Source organism: Streptomyces sp. NPDC001401 (assembly GCF_042895385.1).
Classification (GTDB): Bacteria; Actinomycetota; Actinomycetes; order Streptomycetales; family Streptomycetaceae; genus Streptomyces.
In genome coordinates, this window is record NZ_JBIAWI010000002.1 from 823,551 (window position 1) to 839,708 (window position 16,158).

General features: G+C 71.9%; 17 protein-coding genes. 6 read left to right on the top strand and 11 right to left on the bottom strand.

The window, feature by feature from the left end:
• Positions 1-5 precede the first annotated feature (5 nt).
• A complete protein-coding gene (locus ACFY10_RS11260; RefSeq protein ID WP_390664795.1) occupies positions 6-1,454 on the bottom strand; it encodes a DHA2 family efflux MFS transporter permease subunit in 1,449 nt (482 codons plus the stop codon).
• A 101-nt stretch (positions 1,455-1,555) separates the two neighbouring features.
• Here ACFY10_RS11260 and ACFY10_RS11265 point away from each other — a divergent pair, with 101 nt between their 5' ends.
• The gene (locus ACFY10_RS11265) at positions 1,556-1,957 is read left to right on the top strand and encodes a helix-turn-helix domain-containing protein (protein ID WP_123968340.1); all 402 of its coding nucleotides are present in this window, start codon (positions 1,556-1,558) and stop codon (positions 1,955-1,957) included.
• A gap of 13 nt (positions 1,958-1,970) precedes the next feature.
• Here the strand turns inward: ACFY10_RS11265 and ACFY10_RS11270 are convergent, their stop codons facing one another.
• From ACFY10_RS11270 to ACFY10_RS11285, 4 genes are all read right to left on the bottom strand, one after another.
• On the bottom strand, positions 1,971-2,393 hold the full coding sequence (locus ACFY10_RS11270) for a thioesterase family protein (RefSeq protein WP_275781274.1): 423 nt from the start codon (positions 2,391-2,393) through the stop codon (positions 1,971-1,973).
• Between the two features lie 65 nt (positions 2,394-2,458).
• Entirely contained in the window at positions 2,459-3,109 is a 651-nt protein-coding gene (locus tag ACFY10_RS11275; RefSeq protein ID WP_390664796.1) for a hypothetical protein, read from the bottom strand.
• Between the two features lie 94 nt (positions 3,110-3,203).
• Entirely contained in the window at positions 3,204-3,803 is a 600-nt protein-coding gene (locus ACFY10_RS11280; protein WP_390664797.1) for a histidine phosphatase family protein, read from the bottom strand.
• Positions 3,804-3,824: 21 nt separating this feature from the next.
• Complete coding sequence (locus tag ACFY10_RS11285; protein ID WP_390664798.1) at positions 3,825-5,033, bottom strand: pyridoxal phosphate-dependent aminotransferase; 1,209 nt, start codon at positions 5,031-5,033, stop codon at positions 3,825-3,827.
• 87 nt (positions 5,034-5,120) lie between these two features.
• Here ACFY10_RS11285 and ACFY10_RS11290 point away from each other — a divergent pair, with 87 nt between their 5' ends.
• Positions 5,121-5,747, top strand: coding sequence for a winged helix-turn-helix transcriptional regulator (locus ACFY10_RS11290; protein WP_390664799.1), 627 nt, complete (start codon positions 5,121-5,123; stop codon positions 5,745-5,747).
• Positions 5,748-5,789: 42 nt separating this feature from the next.
• Here the strand turns inward: ACFY10_RS11290 and ACFY10_RS11295 are convergent, their stop codons facing one another.
• Genes ACFY10_RS11295 through ACFY10_RS11305 form a run of 3 tightly spaced genes read right to left on the bottom strand, consistent with a single transcriptional unit; the run spans position 5,790 to position 9,438 of the window.
• The gene (locus ACFY10_RS11295; protein WP_390664800.1) at positions 5,790-6,599 is read right to left on the bottom strand and encodes a hypothetical protein; all 810 of its coding nucleotides are present in this window, start codon (positions 6,597-6,599) and stop codon (positions 5,790-5,792) included.
• Complete coding sequence (locus tag ACFY10_RS11300; protein ID WP_390664801.1) at positions 6,599-7,873, bottom strand: VWA domain-containing protein; 1,275 nt, start codon at positions 7,871-7,873, stop codon at positions 6,599-6,601. The genes ACFY10_RS11295 and ACFY10_RS11300 overlap by 1 nt, the downstream gene beginning before the upstream one ends.
• Before the next feature lie 44 nt (positions 7,874-7,917).
• Entirely contained in the window at positions 7,918-9,438 is a 1,521-nt protein-coding gene (locus ACFY10_RS11305) for an IucA/IucC family protein (RefSeq protein ID WP_390664802.1), read from the bottom strand.
• Between the two features lie 93 nt (positions 9,439-9,531).
• Between ACFY10_RS11305 and ACFY10_RS11310 the strand changes: the two genes are divergently transcribed.
• From ACFY10_RS11310 to ACFY10_RS11320, 3 genes are read left to right on the top strand one after another with little or no spacing between them, the layout of a single operon-like run.
• Positions 9,532-11,031 (top strand): IucA/IucC family protein, encoded by a 1,500-nt coding sequence (locus tag ACFY10_RS11310; RefSeq protein ID WP_390664938.1) that lies wholly within the window; start codon positions 9,532-9,534, stop codon positions 11,029-11,031.
• A 22-nt stretch (positions 11,032-11,053) separates the two neighbouring features.
• Entirely contained in the window at positions 11,054-11,968 is a 915-nt protein-coding gene (locus ACFY10_RS11315; protein ID WP_390664803.1) for a HipA family kinase, read from the top strand.
• Complete coding sequence (locus ACFY10_RS11320) at positions 11,965-12,252, top strand: SelT/SelW/SelH family protein (protein ID WP_390664804.1); 288 nt, start codon at positions 11,965-11,967, stop codon at positions 12,250-12,252. Before ACFY10_RS11315 ends, ACFY10_RS11320 begins: the two co-directional genes overlap by 4 nt.
• A 1-nt stretch (position 12,253) precedes the next feature.
• Here ACFY10_RS11320 and aceB read toward each other — a convergent pair whose 3' ends face one another.
• Both aceB and ACFY10_RS11330 read right to left on the bottom strand, forming a co-directional pair.
• Positions 12,254-13,879: a malate synthase A gene (gene aceB, locus ACFY10_RS11325; RefSeq protein ID WP_390664805.1), complete on the bottom strand. Its 1,626-nt coding sequence runs from the start codon at positions 13,877-13,879 to the stop codon at positions 12,254-12,256.
• A gap of 195 nt (positions 13,880-14,074) precedes the next feature.
• Positions 14,075-14,674: an NTP transferase domain-containing protein gene (locus ACFY10_RS11330; RefSeq protein ID WP_390664806.1), complete on the bottom strand. Its 600-nt coding sequence runs from the start codon at positions 14,672-14,674 to the stop codon at positions 14,075-14,077.
• 215 nt (positions 14,675-14,889) lie between these two features.
• Between ACFY10_RS11330 and ACFY10_RS11335 the strand changes: the two genes are divergently transcribed.
• On the top strand, positions 14,890-15,177 hold the full coding sequence (locus ACFY10_RS11335) for a DUF5955 family protein (RefSeq protein WP_365834311.1): 288 nt from the start codon (positions 14,890-14,892) through the stop codon (positions 15,175-15,177).
• A gap of 163 nt (positions 15,178-15,340) precedes the next feature.
• Here the strand turns inward: ACFY10_RS11335 and ACFY10_RS11340 are convergent, their stop codons facing one another.
• Positions 15,341-16,138, bottom strand: coding sequence for an IclR family transcriptional regulator (locus ACFY10_RS11340; protein WP_390664807.1), 798 nt, complete (start codon positions 16,136-16,138; stop codon positions 15,341-15,343).
• Between the last annotated feature and the right edge of the window lie 20 nt (positions 16,139-16,158).

Consider the following 16,158-nt stretch of genomic DNA (forward strand, 5'->3'; position numbering starts at 1 on the left):
GGCCGTCAGTCACGTACCGGCTCGGTACGGGTCCTGAGCACGGCCGCCGCCAGTATCAGCGCCCCCGCCGCGACCAGTGCCGCCACCCGGAACGCCAGCTGATACCCCTGTGCCGTGGCCGGTACCAGCTGCGCACCCCGGCCGAGCAGCCCCGCGGTGTGGCTCGCCGCCAGCGTCGACAACGTGGCCAGGCCCAGTGAACCCCCCACCACCTGCGTGGTGTTGAACAGCCCGGACGCCAGCCCCGCGTCCTCCTCCCGCGCCCCCGACATGGCGAGCCCGGTCAGCGGGGGCATCGCGGCGGCGAACCCGGCGGCCAGCAGGAGCATCGGAGGCAGCACGTCGGTGACGTACGAGCCGTGCACGGGAGCCCGGCTCAGCAGCGCCATACCGACGGTGATCAGCACCAGCCCGGCGAGCAGCACCCGGTACGCCCCGAAGCGGCCGATCGCCCGCGCGGACAGGCTCATCATCAGCACGCCGATCGCGACGGGGGCGGGCAGGAAGGCGAAGCCGGTCGCCAACTCGCCGAAGCCCAGGACGCGTTGGATGTAGAGCGCGCCGATGAACTGGAAGCCGTACATCGTCGCGATCATCAGGATCTGGACGGTGTTCGCGCCGGTGAGCACACGGGATCGGAACAACCTCGGCCGCAGCAGCGGGTCGGTGGTCCGCATCTGGCGCACGGCGAAGCCCGCGAAGAGGGCGAGGGCGAACGCCGCCAGGAGCAGCGTCGCGGTCGCGCCGCGGCTGCCGGAGCCGACGATGACGTACACCGTGAGCATCAGCGCGGCGGTGACCAGTGCCGCTCCCGGGTAGTCGGCCCCGCTGCCGAGGCCGGCACCGCGCTCCGGGGCCAGCACCCGCAGCGCCGCCAGCCAGGCGACGATGCCGATCGGCAGGTTGATCAGGAAGATCCAGTGCCAGCTCAGGGCCTCGGTGAGCGCCCCGCCGAGGAACGTGCCCAGCGTCGCGCCCACCGAGCCGACCGCGCTGAACACGGCGATGGCGCGCGCCTGTTCGCGCGGCTCGGGGAACAGTGCCACCAGCATGCCGAGCACCACCGCCGAGGCCATCGCCCCGCCGACGCCCTGCACGGCTCGTGCGGCGATCAGCAGGCCCTGGCTGTTCGCCGTCCCGCACAGCACGGACGCCACGGTGAAGACGGCGAGCCCGGCCGTGAACATCCGTTTGCGGCCCAGCAGATCGCCCAGCCGCCCGATCAGCAGGAGCAGCCCGCCGAACGGGATCAGGTACGCGTTGACGACCCAGGCCAGTCCGGCCGGGCTGAAGCCGAGGTCGCTCTGGATGGCCGGCATCGCCACGGTGACGATGGAACCGTCCAGAATCGTCATCAGCGCCCCGGCGCACAGCACGACGAGGGACGCCCAGCGGGAGTACGTTCGCCGGGTGCGGCGCGGCGAACGCGTCGAGGACTCGATGAGGGCCGTCATGGCGGCGTGGCCTCCGTATTCTCCATGGGAACCATAGGTGCACGACTTGTAACGGAGTCCATCGTGAGTGACCATGGAGGGCGCCGTAAGGAGGCAGCCCAATGTCCCAGAGGAACACCGGTGTTACCGCCCAGGTCGTGAACGCGCACGCGTGCCCGGTCCGTGAAGTTCTTGACAGGGTCTCCGGGAAATGGAGCGTGCAGATCCTCGTCGCCGCCGCGCACGGCCCCATCCGGTTCACCGAACTGGAGCGCAGCATCGAGGGCATCAGCCGCCGCATGCTGACCCTCACCCTGCGCAACCTGGAGCGCGACGGCCTCGTCACCCGCACCGTCCACCCGACGGTCCCGCCGAAGGTCGAGTACGAACTCACCCCGGTTGCCCGTGAGTTGCACGAGACCCTGCAGCGGCTGACCGACTGGGCGGAACGCAACCGCGTCTACATCGCGGAGTCCCGCGCGGCCTACGACGGTGAGCACAGCCCGGAGCTGTTGGACGCGTAGGCCGCGCGGGTTGCTACAGCCCGAACAGCGCCGGGTCCGTGGACAGTTCCTTGAAGAACTCCCGCGGGTTGGGCACCAGCCGCCGCTGCTTCAGGTCCATCAGGCCGACGACCGCGGTGACCTCTGCCGCCACCGTGCCGTCGGCCTTCCGTATCGTCTGCTCGATGTGGAACGTCTTGCCGCCGCCCCACTCGAACGCGCACGTCACCTCGATCTCGTCGCCGGCGACCAGCTCACGCTTGAAGTGCAGGGTGGTCGACAGGGCCGCCGGGCCCACGCCCCTGGCCAGGAGGGTCGCCTGGGTCATCCCGGCCGCATGCAGTAAGGACCAGCGGGCGTGCTCCGCGTAGTTGAGGTACACGGCCTGGTTGAGGTGCCCCAGCACATCGGTCTCGTACCCGCGCACGGTCACCGGGACGGAAAACGGTTCGGTCACTGCTTTCTCTCCTCGTACAGCTCGCACTGATGGACGATGTGACCGACCGATCTTGGCATGCCTCGCTATGCCCGGCGGGGCGATGCCAGCACATAACGCGCCCTGGAACGTGCGTCGTTGTGCTCGCCGACCTGCCATCCCGCCGCCTCCAGCGTGGCCGCGCAGGCCCGCAGCGCCCCCGGATCCGGCTCGTGCACGGCGACGGCCTCCGGCTGCGGGGTGGCACGCACCCGGTACCCGACCAGGTCCGCACCGGCAGGGCGGTGACCGGCCGCCTCCAGGGCGAGCGCGGCAGCCTGCACCAGATGCGTACGCTCCCAGCCGCACGGCCGGTCCACGGCCCCGTCCGGATTGGTCATCCGCCGCAGCTCCAGCAACCCCTGCCAGGCGCTGCGCACCTCGCGCGCGCGGGCGGGGCCGGTGTCCGGCGGCTCCTCCTCACCGCCGACGCGCGCGGCGAACACACCGGTGGCGGCGGGTGTCGCGGGCCCAGGCCCAGGATCAGGCCCGGGCGCAGGCGTCCCCGGCTCCTCGGCCTCCCGTATCCGGTGCCCGGCCGGCGTCAGAAAGTGGTCGTGCGGAGGCCGCGGATGCCGGAAGGCGAACCCCCACTTCACCAGCGCCGCCAGCTGCGCCTCCGTACCCCTCAGCCGCCCGGTCACAGGATCGGCGGCATCGATCACACGCCGCTGCGCGGCGGTCGGCGCTCGTGTCACGGCATGCTCCTTCCCGTCGCCGGGCCCCCGGTTCCCACCTCCTCCGAAGGCTACGACGCGGGTCTGACAGTCGGTGCGGCCCGTGTCCCGGAGCTCACGCCCCGGGCCGCACGTTCCACCCCGCGATCACCGGCCGCCCGTGCTCCGTCCCCAGCCGGCACACCGTCCCCGTGGCCAGCTGGAACAGGGCCCCGCCCGAGGGCGGCAGCCCCAGCCGCCGGGCCGTCAGCACCCGTAGAAAATGACCGTGCGCCACGAGGACCACGGCCCCCTCGGCGTTGGCGAGTGCCGCGTCCACCTTGGCCAGCATGCGGTCCGCGCGCTCGCCGACCTGCTCGGGAGTCTCCCCGGGATGGTCCGGCGGCCCGGGCTCCACCCCGTCCCGGAACAGGAACCAGTCCGGCCGGGTGCGCTGGATCTCGACGGTCGTGATCCCCTCGTAGCCGCCGTAGTCCCACTCCCGCAGGTCCGGGTCGACCCGCACGTCCTGCAGCCCGATCAGCTCCGCCGTCTCCCGTGCCCGCTCCAGCGGACTGACGAACGCGGCCGCGATCCGGTGCGAGCGGATCAGCGGCACCAGCCGCCGGGCCTCCGCACGGCCGCGCTCGGTCAGCGGGACGTCGGTCCAGCCGGTGTGCCGCCCGGACCGCGACCACTCGGTCTCACCGTGCCGGACGAGGAAGACATCGCTCATGCCTCTCAGGCTAGGAGCCCGCTACTGCCGGTACCCGCTGAGGAACCGTCCGATCCGCCCGATCGCCGCCTCCAGATCGTCCGCATACGGAAGCGTCAGGATCCGGAAGTGGTCCGGTGTCGGCCAGTTGAAGCCCGTGCCCTGCACGACCTGGATCTTCTCGCGCAGCAGCAGGTCCAGGACGAACTTCTCGTCGTCGTGGATCCTGTGCACCTTGGGGTCGATGCGCGGGAACGCGTACAGCGCGCCCTTCGGCTTCACGCAGGACACGCCCGGGATCTCGTTCAGCTTCTCCCAAGCGACGTTGCGCTGTTCGTGGAGGCGGCCGCCCGGTGTGGTCAGGTCGCGGATCGACTGGCGGCCGCCGAGCGCGGCCTGGATGGCGTACTGGGCGGGCGCGTTGGCGCACAGCCGCATGGAGGCCAGCATCGTCAGGCCCTCCAGGTAGTTGCGCGCGTGCTGCTTCGGGCCGGTGACCACCAGCCAGCCCGAGCGGAAGCCGGCCACCCGGTACGTCTTCGACAGGCCGCAGAAGGTGAGGACCACCAGGTCGGGGGCGAGGGCCGCGGCCGAGTGGTGGACCGCGTCGTCGTAGAGGATCTGGTCGTAGATCTCGTCGGCGAAGACCATCAGGCCGTGCCGGCGGGCGAGGTCGAGGATGCCCTCGATGATCTCCTTGGGGTAGACCGCGCCGGTGGGGTTGTTCGGGTTGATGATCACGACGGCCTTCGTGCGGTCCGTGATCTTCGACTCCATGTCCGCCAAGTCCGGGTACCAGTCGGACTGTTCGTCGCAGAGGTAGTGCACCGCTTTGCCGCCCGCGAGGGTCGTCACGGCCGTCCACAGCGGGAAGTCCGGGGCGGGGATCAGGATCTCGTCGCCGTCCTCGACCAGCGCCTGTACGGCCATCGAGACCAGCTCGGAGACGCCGTTGCCCAGGAACACGTCGTCGACGCCGACCTCCAGGCCCCGCTCCTGATAGCGCTGGGCCACGGCCCGGCGGGCGGAGAGGATGCCGCGCGAGTCGGTGTAGCCGTGCGCCTGCGGCAGCATCCGGATCATGTCCTGGAGGATCTCCTCCGGCGCCTCGAAGCCGAACAGGGCGGGGTTGCCGGTGTTCAGGCGCAGCACGCTGTGGCCCGCCTCCTCCAGCGCGTTGGCGTGCTCGATCACCGGGCCGCGGATCTCGTAACAGACCTCGCTGAGCTTGTTCGACTGCCGGAACTCCATGCGCGCTCGCCCCTCCGGTTTCGTGTGTTGCTTGGTTTTACCAAGTTCGAGCTTGGAAAGTCCAACAACTTGTCTAGACTGCGTCGCATGTCACCACGCCGAAGCTACGACCAGTACTGTTCCGCCGCCCGCGCCCTCGACCTCGTCGGCGACCGCTGGACCCTGCTGATCGTCCGGGAGCTGCTGGCCGGACCGCGCCGCTACACGGATCTGCACGCGGACCTGCCCGGCGTGAGCACGGACGTGCTCGCCTCACGGCTCAAGGACATGGAACGGGACGGGCTGTCGACGCGGCGCCGGCTGCCGCCGCCCGGCGCGGCGTACGTCTACGAACTGACCCCGCGCGGGCGGGAGCTGCTGCCCGTGCTGCAGGCGCTCAGCCTGTGGGGCCAGGGCGAGCTGGGCGAGCGGCGGCCCACGGACGCCCTGCGCGCCCACTGGTTCGCGCTGCCCCTGCTGCGCTCGCTGGAGGGGGAGGGGCTCGTCGAAGTCCGGCTGGAGGAAGGGGACTTCCATCTGCACGTCGGTGCTGAGGACGGGCCGCTGTACGGCGACGGGCCCGCTCCCGGCGAGCCCGACGCGCGGCTGGTCCTGGACGCCGAGACGGCTGCGGCCGTCGCGCGCGGGGAGCTGAGCCTGACCGACGCGGTGTGGCACGGGCGGGTCGGTGTCACCGGCGACGGCACCCTCGCGAAGGCGCTGCGCGAGGCGTGAGACGACAGAAGGCCCGCCGAAAGCGGGCCTTCTCTCGGAGCGTCAGGCGCCCGGCGGCACCCGCGTGGGCCGTCCCGCCCCCCGCGTCAGCGCATACCCGCCGATGCCTGCCAGTGCGGCCAGCACCGCGCCCACCGCAGTCCACACCCACCGGTCCGACCACCAGCCGGACGCCCAGCCGTCTTCGGGCTCGATGCTCGACAGCACGGCGGACTTCGACGAATCCCCCTCGTCCGACTGGGACTTGGACGTCACCGCGATGCCCGGCACCAGCGGCTTCGCCAGCGAGCCGTCCACGGCCGCCGAGCCGCCGATGTCCTTGGAGTCGACCCGGACCGAGGCGCGGACCGGCTGGCCGAGGTCGGCCGTCGCCAGGTTCACCACCGTCAGCCGTATGTAGTACGTCCCCGGCAGCGGGTCATTGGCCCACGACTCCGACCAGGCGCGCACGGTACGCAGGGTGCAGGCCAGGTCGACCGAGGCCGAGCCCTGGGCCGCGGTGCGCGTCTGCGCCCCGTACTGGCAGGCCTGGCGGCGCCGCAGTCCGTCGTAGACGTCGATCTGCCAGGTCTGCGCGGCATGCGTGTCCGGAAGCTTCACCGTCGCCTTGACGGTGGGGCGCTGACCGGCGTCCGCGGGGAACGACCAGTACAGGTAGTCGCCCGTGGAGCCGCTCGCCGTGGCCTGCTGCCCCTGCTCGATCTCGGTCGCCGTACGGAAGGACGTACCCGCCGCGGTCGGCGCCGAGCTGCCGTCGGAGGCGCTGGGCGACGGCGAGGAATCGGCCGCCGCGGGAGCGGCCGCAAGCCCCAGCATCAGCAGGGCCGCGCTCAACACATGGGTGATCCGCATCAGTTGGTCCTCCAGACCGCGACCCGCCAGCGCGACAGCCAGCCCCAGATCAGACCGGCCAGGAAGCCGACCAGCACCAGTACGCCGAGCAGCCACCAGCCGCGGCCGAGGCCGAAGGAGGCCACGTCGCCCGCCTGCGACGGACCGTCGACCACGTCCACGGTGAGCTCGAGCGGCAGACCCGGCGTGGGTTTCACACCGGGGGCCGCCGAGAAGGAGTTGGTGACCTGGAGGCAGACGGTTTCGGCGGCCGGCTTGTCGCTGTCGTCGTCGTCCCGTTCGGGCTTCGGGTACCGCAGCCCGGTGGAGACCACGTCCGTACGCCCGTTGCCCGCGGCCTCTCCGCGGACGATCTCGCGGCCGTGCACGGTGACGGCCCGCAGCAGCGTCCCGTAGCCGGGGTTGACGGACCGGTCGGCCGCCACGCTCACCGAGGCGCGCAGCTCCTGGCCCGCCATGACCTCCACGCGGTACCAGCGCTCCTGCCCGAACTCCTCGCGGTCCGTGTACAGACCGGACTTGAGAGTCGGCGCGCCGGAGCACACGTCCGTGCCCTGCGTCGCGACGGGGGTGACGACCGGATCGGCCGCCCGGTCCACCAACTGGTTGACCTTGTCGGTGAGTTCGTCGGCGTGCTCGACCGAGGTGTATGTGCCGCCGGTCGCCTCCGCGATGCAGCTGAGCTGCTTGCGCATCTTCGTGTTCGGGACGAGACCGAGCGTGTCGATCGTCATCCCGATGCCCTTGGCGGCGATCTCGCGGGCCACCTCGCACGGGTCGAGCGGGGCGCAGGTGTCCTCGCCGTCGCTGATCAGCACGATCCGCTTGGAGCCGGTGCCGCCGTCCAGGTCGTCGGCCGCTTTCAGCAGGGCGGGGCCGATCGGGGTCCAGCCGGTGGGCGAGAGGGTCGCCACCGCGGTCTTCGCCTCGGTGCGGTCCAGCGTGCTGACCGGGTAGAGCTGCGCGGTGTCCTTGCAGCCCGTCTTCCGGTCGTTGCCCGGGTAGTTGGCGCCGAGCGTGCGGATGCCGAGCTGGACCTCCTCGGGCGTCGCGTCGAGGACCTCGTTGAACGCCTGCTTCGCCGCGGCCATCCGGGTCCCGCCGTCGATGTCCCGGGCCCGCATGGAACCACTGACGTCGAGGACGAGATCGACCTTCGCGGTGGCCTCGCCCGTGGGTTCGCCGGCGGTCGCCGCGGCCGGGAACGCGATCCCGGCCGCCAGGGCGGCGAGCAGGGCGCACACCCCTGCCGCCAGCCGTTGTCTTCTGATCATCGGCGGATCTTATTGATCAGAGGTGCCGCGCTCCAAAACGAGCGTCAGCGGGCCTGCGGGCGCAGCGGATTGGGCAGCCGGGCCCACTGGTCCCCGGGCGTCCCGGGCGACATCCGCATCAGCGTCAGCGCCTTCGCGGGCAGCGGCTCTTCGAGCAGCGCGAGCAGGTCGGGGGTGCGCGGCAGATCCCGTACGGCCGTCTCCAGCGCCGTCCCGAGCGCCGGCGCCGAACCCGCCGTACCGGCGAGGGCGCCCGCCACCAGCGACCCGAACAGCTTGCGCCGCAGCGTCGTCACGTCGTCCGTGACGATCCGTCCGGACAGGTCCGGGACCGGGATGCCGTGCCGGGCCAGCCGCGCCGGGCTGACGCGGATATCGGCGAGGTCGCGGTAGACCAGCCGCAGCGGGGCACCCGTCGCCGAGAGGACGACCAGGAGGTTCTGGCCGTGCGCCTCCAGGGCCACTCCCAGCTCCAGCAGGCGCAGGCCGACGGTGAGGGTGAGGCGGGTGAAGTCGGCGAGCCAGGCGGGGGATTCGGGCAGCGCGGTGGTGGCGAGCGCGGCCACCGGCATGACCCGCTCGCCGCGCGCCGTCGAGGCGTACGTCTGCGGCGACTCCCGCAACACGGCGGCGAGGTCGGCGGATTCGGCCGTGGCCGCACCCAATGTGCGCGTGACGTGCAGCAGGCCGTCGGCGCGCGCCGCCAGTGACTGGGCGAAGGCCGACAAGGTCGCCGACAGCGCGATCGAGTAGCGCGAGATGTCCCGCACCGAGGACGTCAGCCGGGCGCTCAGCGCGGTCTTGACGTGCGGCCCGCCCGAGAGCGCAAGCGTGCGCAGGGACATCAGCGGGTGCGCGGTGAGCCTCTCCTCGCAGGTCCGCTTGAGCACATGCGCCGCCTGCCACGGGTGCACGGGGAGCAACAGCCGCTCCCCGTCCCGCATGTTGTCCGGCCACACCCCCGTCACCAGGCACTCGTCCACCCTCACCGGCAGCATCCCCAGCTCGACCCGGGGCCGGTGCTCGGGCCCGTAGGCAAGTTGCTCGGCCACCGAGAAACCGGGCCGGGAACGGCAGCCCGGGTGGTACGGATGCCCGTCGACCACCCGCTGCTCCCACTCCCAGTCGGCCGCGGGCCACTCCTGCGGGTCCTTCGTCCGGGGCGCCTGATCGGCCCGCGACAGCGCCAACGAGGCGACGCTGTGGCCGAGTTCGGCCGCGAAGCCGACGCAGTGCGGTACCGCGAGGTCCGTCATGAGCCGCGCCGGATGGTCGTACGCCACGCTGTCGAGGCGTACGGCGGTGACGTACGCGGCGGTGGCGTACGGGTCCGCGGCCGGCCCGTGCAGCCGCCGCCCGTCGCGAAGGCGCAGGGTGAGCCCCTCCGGGCCGGGATCCCGGCCGGTGATCCACGGCAGCGGCTCATGGGCGAGCGCACGCCACAGCCGGGTCAGCACGGCCGCCCGGGCACCCGGCAGCTCGGCCGCGTACCGTGACAGAAGCGCGGGGCGTACGGCGGCCAGCTCGTCGGCGACCTCGGCCTCCGCGGGGTGGGGACGGTGCACGGGCGGGCTCCTCGGGTACGAGTAGGGCGTCACGGACGGGAGGTGACGGCATACATACTGATCGTCTCCGCCCGAACGGACCTCAGGGAACGAGTGGATCGCGTGGATCTCATCCCCCCGCATACCGGTGACGACCTCGCCTGCCGCGCCGATGCGTACGCGGCCGCACCGCTCCTCAACTGTCTGCTGCGCGAGGTGGCGGAGCCGGTCGAGCGGGCCGGCGAGCACCGCACGTACCGGCTGCCCGGCGTGGACCGGTTGCTGCGCGTCCGTGGCGAACGGCGGCCGGCAGAGCCCGAGGTGTTGTCGGCGGGCCACTGGCACCACATCGGCCACACCGAACTCGTCAAGCTCGTCGGCGAGGAACTGCGCCGCCACACGGGCCTGTCCAACCACGAACTCCCCGCCGAGATGATCGACAGCCGCGACGCGGTGGCCGCGCTGCTCGCCGCCCGCGCCAGGGCGACGGCGCCCGAGGACCCGTACCAGCGCTCCGAGCAGTCCCTGATCACCGGCCACCCCTACCACCCGGCCCCCAAGGCGCGCGGCGGCGGCCCGGTCGCCGGCTGGCTGCCGTACGCCCCCGAGGCGTACGCCCGCCTGCCGCTGGTGCTGCTGGGCGTGCGCGAGGACCTGGTCGTCGAGGAGGGCGACACCGCGGCGCTGGACACCCTCGGCGAGGCCCCGCCCGGCTACCGGCTGCTGCCCGCCCACCCCTGGCAGCTGGACCTCGTGGACCTCGCGCCCGCCTTCGCCGACGGCCGACTGGTCCGGCTGGGCACCACCGGCTTCGAGGCCTGGCCCACGGCCGCGATCCGCACCCTCTACGCCCCCGGGCGCGACCTGTTCCTGAAGTTCAGCCTCGACGTCCGCATCACCAACGACATCCGGCGGCTGTGGCGCCACGACCTGCTGAAACTGCGCCGGACGGATGGGGCGGCGGCCGCCGCCTTCGCCGCGATGGACGGCCCGGCGGCCTGGCTCGGCGACCGCGGCTACCGCACCGCCGGCTTCGCCTTCGAGGAGCTCGCCGTCCTGGTCCGCGACGGACTGCACGGCCATCTGCTGCCCGGCGCGACCCCGCTGCTCGCCGCGGGCCTGGTGGAGGGGTTCGCGGGCAACCCGCTCGACGGGACCTCCGACCCGGGGGCCTGGTGGGAGGCGTATCTGAGGGCCGTCGTACCCCCTGCGCTGGCCGCCTTCGCCGACCACGGCGTCGTACTGGAGGCACACCTGCAGAACACGCTGGTCGCCGTCGACGCGGACGGCATCCCGGTGCAGGCGCTGTTCCGGGACGCCGAGGGCGTGAAGCTGCTGCCGGACGTGGAGCGCGAGGCCGGATGGGAACGGCTGGTGTACTGCCTGGTCGTCAACCACCTCACCGAGGTCGCCGGCGCCCTGGCCGACCGGCACCCCGGCCTCGATCCCTGGCCCGCCGCACGCCGCGAACTCGCCCGCCACGACCTCCCCGAGACCGCCGCCCTGCTCACCGCGCCGACCCTCCCCGGCAAGACGAACCTGTTGCTGCGCTGGACGGGCGCGGACGGCGCCGACGCCCGCTATCTGCCGCTGCCCAACCCGCTGGCCCGGTGAGCGCTGACTTACCCTGGCGGGTGTGCTGCGCGATGTGACTGCTGTTCGATACGTGACCCCGTTGCGGTCCGGCGGCTCCGTACCCGGAGTCTTCGAGGCCGACGACCTGGGCACGTACGTCGTGAAGTTCACCGGCTCCGCGCAGGGCCGCAAGGCGCTGGTCGCCGAGGTGATCGTCGGCGAACTGGCCCGCGCGCTCGGGCTGCGCTTCCCCGAACTGGTCCTCGTGCACTTCGACCCGGCGATCGCCGACGGCGAGCCCCACCAGGAGGTACGGGAACTCCACAGCGCCAGCGCGGGGATCAACCTCGGCATGGACTATCTGCCGGGGGCACGGGACTTCACCCCGGAGGTCGCGAAGACGTTCCCGGTCGATGCGCTGGAGGCGGGCCGGATCGTCTGGCTCGACGCGCTGACCGTGAACGTGGACCGCACGATCCACAGCTCGAACCTGATGGTCTGGCCGACGCTCGGGATCGCGCCCCCACGCCTGTGGCTGATCGACCACGGAGCTGCCCTCGTCTTCCACCACCGCTGGGACGGGTCGGATCCCGCGAAGCGCTACGACTTCCGGCATCACGCCCTCGGCCACTACGCCCCCGACGTACGGGCGGCCGACGCGGAGCTGGCGCCGAAGGTGACGCGGGAGCTGCTGCGGGACATCGCGGCGGAGGTCCCCGACGCCTGGCTGCTCGGAGAGGAGGGCTTCGCGACCCCGGACGACATCCGGACGGCGTACGTGGACTACCTCCACGCGCGCGTGCAGGCCTCCGAGGCCTGGCTCCCCACCGACTTCCCCACCCGGGAGGAACTCGCCGCCGAGGAGGCCCTCCGCGCGGCACGTACACAGCAAGGCCGGCCGAAGTGGCTCAAGCAGGTCCCCGACCTGCACGGCAAACCGGCGGCGGAACAGGATTGGTCGGTGCACCTCGGATGAGTCCCGTCGTACAGATCGAGTACTGCACCCAGTGCCGCTGGCTGCCCCGCGCGGCCTGGCTGGCACAGGAGCTGCTCACCACCTTCGAGGCGGAGCTGACCGAGCTGTCGCTCAAGCCCGGCACCGGTGGTGTCTTCGTCGTCCGGGTCGACGACGAGGTGGTCTGGGACCGCCGCGAACAGGGCTTCCCGGAGCCGACGGCCGTGAAGCAGGCCGTACGCGACCGAGTGGCCCCGGGAAGGTCCCTGGGCCACTCGGACAAACCGTCGCAGGAACAGAAATAGGTCAGCCCTTGAGCTGCTCGTAGGCGGGCAGCGTGAGGAAGTCGGCGTAGTTGTCGTCGAGGGAGACCTGGAGCAGCAGGTCGTGGGCCTGCTGCCAGTGTCCGGCCGCGAAGGCCTCCTCGCCGATCTCCTGGCGGATGTCGGAGAGTTCCTCGGCGGCGACCTTGCGGGCCAGCTCCGGGGTGGCCTTCTCGCCGTTCTCGAACTCGACGCCCGCGTTGATCCACTGCCAGATCTGCGAGCGGGAGATCTCGGCCGTGGCCGCGTCCTCCATGAGGTTGAAGATGGCGACCGCGCCGAGGCCGCGCAGCCAGGCCTCGATGTAACGGATGCCGACCTGGACGGCGTTGATCAGGCCGTTGTACGTCGGCTTGGCATGGAGCGAGTCGACGGCGATGAGGTCGGCGGCCTCGACATGGACGTCCTCGCGCAGGCGGTCCTTCTGGTTCGGCTTGTCGCCCAGGACCCTGTCGAAGGACTCCATGGCGATCGGGACCAGGTCGGGGTGGGCCACCCAGGAGCCGTCGAAACCGTCGCCGGCCTCGCGGTCCTTGTCGGCGCGGACCTTCTCGAAGGCCACCTTGTTGACCTCGGCGTCCCGGCGAGAGGGGATGAACGCCGCCATGCCGCCGATCGCGTGCGCCCCGCGCTTGTGGCAGGTGCGGACGAGGAGTTCGGTGTACGCCCGCATGAAGGGGGCCGTCATCGTGACCGCGTTGCGGTCCGGGAGGACGAACTTGGCGCCGCCGTCACGGAAGTTCTTGACGATGGAGAACAGGTAGTCCCAGCGGCCGGCGTTCAACCCCGAGGCGTGGTCGCGCAGTTCATAGAGGATCTCCTCCATCTCGTACGCGGCCGTGATCGTCTCGATCAGGACGGTGGCGCGGATGGTGCCCTGCGGGATGCCGACGTAGTCCTGCGCGAAGACGAACACGTCGTTCCAGAGGCGGGCCTCCAGGTGCGACTCCGTCTTCGGGAGGTAGAAGTACGGGCCCTTGCCGAGGTCCAGCAGGCGCTGGGCGTTGTGGAAGAAGTACAGGCCGAAGTCGACGAAGGCGCCCGGCACTTGGCCGCCGTTCTCGTCCACCAGGTGCCGCTCGCCCAGGTGCCAGCCGCGCGGGCGCATGACGACGGTGGCGAGCTCGTCATTGGGCCGCAGGGCGTACGACTTGCCCGACTTCTCGTCCGTGAAGTCGATGTTGCGCGTATAGGCATCGGCCAGGTTGACCTGACCGAGGACCACGTTCTCCCAGGTCGGCGCGGAGGCGTCCTCGAAGTCCGCGAGCCAGACCTTGGCGCCCGAGTTGAGGGCGTTGATGGTCATCTTGCGGTCGGTAGGGCCGGTGATCTCCACCCGGCGGTCGTTCAGGGCGGCGGGGGAGGGGGCCACCTTCCAGGAGTCGTCCGCGCGGATCGCGGCCGTCTCCGGGAGGAAGGCGAGCGTGGAGGTGCGGGCGATCTCGGCGCGGCGCTCCGCGCGGCGGGCGAGGAGCTCGTCACGCCGGGGCGTGAACCGTCGGTGCAGCTCGGCCACGAAGGCCAGGGCCGCCTCCGTGAGGACCTCCTCCTGCCGCGGCAGCGGCTCGGCGTCGACGATGGCCAGCGGGGACGGCGCTGGTGCGGACATGAGCTGTCACTTCCTTCAGCGGTGGCACCGGGTGCCAGTCGAACCGGGTACGGCGAGGGGCGCCCCTGGAGCGGTAGGGCGCTTCTGAACAGTGGATACTAGTTTCCTCATTGTGGAACTTCAATGGTTTGTTGATATCGAGATTCTCCGGGTCGAGGGAAGGTGGCGCTCAGTGCCACCCCGCTCACTCAAGGTTCATTCAAGGTGGACCAGATCGGCTTCCGTGTCGATGTCGTACGGCTGCGCCACGTCCCCGCACTCGACGAGCGTGATCGCCGACTCGTGCGCCTTGAGGTAGGCGCGGGCCCCACGGTCCCCGGTCGCGGTCTCGGCGATGCCCGTCCAGTGGGCGCTGCCGAAGAGGGCGGGATGGCCGCGTACCCCGTCGTAGGCGGCCGAGGCGAGGGACGTCTCGTCCCGGTACGCGGCCAGCACCCGCCCCACCGCCTCCGGGCCGATCCCCGGCTGGTCGACGAGCGAGACGAGGGCGGCGCGGGCCCCCGTCCCGGCGAGCGAGTCCAGCCCGGCCCGCAGCGAGGTCCCCATGCCCTGCTCCCACTCCGGGTTCTCCACGAGCACGCACCCCGCCAGCTCCGCCCGCTCCCGTACGGCGTCGGCCCGCGCCCCCAGGACCACATGGACGCGGGTGCAGCCCGCCGCGCGCAGCACGCCGACCGCGTGCTCGACGAGCGGCCGTCCATGGTGCTGAAGCAGCGCCTTGGGGCGCCCGCCGAGCCGTCGCCCGCCGCCGGCGGCGAGGACCAGCCCGGCCACCTGCTGTTCGTTCTCCGTCATGCGTCCTGCATACCTGACGCCCGGGCGGGTGCCTGGTTTCCAGGGGCTGAATTTCCGTCCGCGGAGTGGCGCACCCGGCATCGGGTGGCGTTTACTGACCCGCGTCCCCCGGCGCCCGACCAACGCCACGGGGCTGCACTGCGGGAGTACGAAGAGACTGCGCACGAGGGCGTGCGAGGGGGAGAGCTGTGTTGCGGAGCTTGGGGCAGAGGCCAGTGACCGGCAGCGACGAGGACCCGAGGGTGGCGGAACTGCGGACCGCGGTGTCCCGGCTGCGCCGCGAACTCGCCGCGCACCCGGCCGAGTTCCCCGACCGCGGCATAGCCGAGGACGAACTCGCCGCCCTCGCCGCGATGACGATCGACGGCTCCCCCGAAATCCCCCGCCTGCGCCGCTCGTTGCTGCTGATCGCCGGGGCGATCGGGTCCGTGAGCGCGCTGGCCAGGGGGCTGTCGGACGTGCGCAGCGCGGTGGACCTGTTCGGGGAGCCGCCGCGCCGCTGAGTGGCCTTTCGCGGAGGTCTTCGGTCCGGGTGGCCTTGGCGAGGTCCGGTGCGGTACCGCGCCCTCAAGGGGCGCGGCGCTGTTCTTGATGTGCGGCTCCGCCGCGTGGGCGCGACCAGCCCCCACCGGACCGCGGGTTCTCGCCGCTCTGCCGGCGGAGCGCCTAGGCGGCGGGCCCCGAGGTCGCGAGTGCCTCCGACAGCTCCGCCGCCACCTGCTGCAGCACCGGCACGATCTTGTCCGTCGCCGCCTCCGTGACCCGGCCCGCGGGACCGGAGATCGAAATGGCGGCGGCGGTGGGGGAGTTGGGCACGGAGACGGCGAGGCAGCGCACCCCGATCTCCTGCTCGTTGTCGTCGACCGCGTAGCCGGCCCGGCGTACGTCCTCCAGGGCGGCCAGGAAGCCCTCCGGTGTGGTGATCGTCTTCTCCGTCGCGGCGGGCATGCCGGTGCGGGAGAGCAGGGCGCGCACCTCGTCGTCCGGGGTGTTCGCGAGCAGGGCCTTGCCCACGCCCGTGGAGTGCGGGAGCACCCGTCGGCCGACCTCGGTGAACATCCGCATCGAGTGCTTGGACGGCACCTGGGCGACGTACACGATCTCGTCGCCGTCGAGCAGCGCCATGTTCGCCGTCTCGCCGGTCTCCTCGACCAGGCGGGCCAGATAGGGGCGGGCCCAGGTGCCCAGCAGCCGGGCTGCGGACTCGCCGAGGCGGATCAGGCGCGGGCCGAGCGCATACCGGCGGTTGGCCTGCTGGCGGACGTATCCGCAGGCCACGAGCGTGCGCATCAGACGGTGAATGGTGGGCAGCGGCAGCCCGCTGCTCGCGGAGAGCTCGCTCAGTCCGACCTCGCCGCCCGCGTCGGCCATCCGCTCGAGCAGGTCGAAGGCGCGCTCGAGGGACTGGACTCCGCCGCTGGCGGACTTCGCGGAGTCGGTGGTGCTGGCGCTGGACGTCGGCACGGCGCGTTCCTTTCGGGACT